This window comes from Porphyromonas levii (assembly GCF_018206105.1).
GTDB lineage: Bacteria > Bacteroidota > Bacteroidia > Bacteroidales > Porphyromonadaceae > Porphyromonas_A > Porphyromonas_A levii.
The window spans coordinates 1-1,992 of record NZ_JADRGN010000075.1 but is presented as its reverse complement, the minus strand read 5'-3'; the positions used below and the strand labels follow the sequence as shown (position 1 = coordinate 1,992).

General features: G+C 38.6%; 1 protein-coding gene. It reads left to right on the top strand.

Features of this window, described 5'->3' with window-relative positions:
* Nucleotides 1–425: 425 nt before the first annotated feature.
* Complete coding sequence (locus tag IX315_RS09495; RefSeq protein ID WP_018359168.1) at nucleotides 426–1,763, top strand: PL29 family lyase N-terminal domain-containing protein; 1,338 nt, start codon at nucleotides 426–428, stop codon at nucleotides 1,761–1,763.
* Nucleotides 1,764–1,992: the final 229 nt, after the last annotated feature.

Sequence of the window (1,992 nt, the reverse complement as noted above, 5' to 3'; positions counted from 1 at the left end):
CCTATTATTTTAGTCCATTAGAGCAAATATTCACCTCTGGTTTTTGTCTCTTTTCTTAGGTCGAACTCACGTTAAATTATTAATCACCTTATAGTCGGTGTGGGCTCGGTACAATACCGGGCTCACACCTTTTTATTTGAAGGTTAAATCTCATTTGCATCTTCTACGCTTAAGAGCAAAAAGAAAAAAACGACAGCCTTTGATGATATATTCAAGCATCGAAATCGGCTTAATATCTGAGATTATCTCGATTTTGAAACAAGGTTATTAGACTTCATGAAATAAAAATCCTCAAATAAACAACGAAAAAAGTTGTGTAGTATAATAATTATTGATATATTTACCTCGTTGATATTGTGATAACATAGATTTAGATATTTCATGGCTTGCTTACACAGTTTCATTAACTTTAACATACTAAAAACATGAAGACAAAATTTTCTCTAGGACTTATCACCTTGTTGTTGCTCGTTTCGTGCACTAACTTAGATGATGTGTACCGCCGTTTGGATGACCACGATGCTCGTATAAAGAAGCTGGAGACATTGACTGCTGATGCAAATAAAACGATTGCATCTCTCCAGAAGCTAGTTGATGCTCAGGCTCAAAAGATTAGCATTGTTTCATACACTGCCTTGCCCAAAAATGAGGGTTACAAACTTGTGATGTCAGATGGTTCTGAAATTATTTTGAAACATGGGAAGGATGGCAAAACACCTAGCGTAGGAATCGAAGAGGTCGATGGTGTGCTATACTGGACTTTGGACGGAGAGCTGATGAGAGATGCCGCTGGTAACCCAATCCGAGTTAAGGGCGAGGATGGAAAGGCTGGTGTCACCCCACAACTGCGTGTGAATGCAGATGGAAATTGGGAGGTGAGTCTCGATGGAGGCGTAAAGTGGGAGCTAGTCAAAGATGTGAATGGCAAGCCTGTTAAGGCTGTGGGAACTGATGCAGCTTCTGACCTAAAGATCACCGATAATGGTGATGGTACTATTACTATTATCTTTAACGGGATGACCTTTGTCATCCCTTCAGTGAAGCCAATACCGACACCTCAACCTGAAAATCGACCCTCACCACTTGCATACGTCGCTGAATATAATCTTGCAGACCTCAATGGAACATTTGAAACTGAACACGATATTACTGGGAAGCACCTCTTTACATGGAATGATGCGGTTAATTATTTTAGATCACCTTCCGATCTCGATGGCAATAAATACCATCTTGCATCTAAGGAGGAATGGAATGCTATTATTCCTGACAATTATCAATACGTTGACTTTGAAAACAATTTAAAGAGAGAATTGACAGAAACAGAAGTTTCTATCGCTAAAAAAAAGTATAAAATGACTGGCACATTCATTTCTGACAATAATAATGCATATGCAACACTGACCTATCAAACATCAAATGAAAATCCTCTTTTCGTTGTTGCAAAATACAACCTACAGAATGAAGACAAACTTTTTCAGATTCAAATGCAAACTGTTAGTGCCCTTCCTTCGTTAGATGATATCGCAAATGAAGAATACTGGGCAAGTACAAAGGATACAGTTACTCGCTCATTCCCCATGGCAGGTGGGAAATACAATGCAAACAGGCTTATTGGACAAGGTGTATTTGGGTGTTATTGGTGTTCATCTGAACATATAAGTGATGCGGGCTATTACGTTAATTTTGGAAGATTTGGATCTGCAACACACTATAGCGAGAAGCGTTATGGTTACAGCATACGTCTTTTTTCAGAGAACCCGTGATAACCAACGAACTGCAACCAACTTCTGATATATTCTCTAATCCCATTGCCTCCGTTACAGACGTAACATAAGTATAATACTTCCCATAAACTAGATAACACAAAAAGTTAGCACTTTTTGTGTTATCTAGTTTATGGGAAGTATTATAGAACGCTTCTGGAGAAGTATCAAACAGGAACATATCTATCTTAATCCAGCCGATACAATCTCAGAACTACGGCAAGGAATA

Bases quoted from the DNA above. Each gene is read 5' to 3' on its own strand.
- IX315_RS09495 (WP_018359168.1), top strand. From the start codon at position 426: ATGAAGACAAAATTTTCTCTAGGACTTATCACCTTGTTGTTGCTCGTT.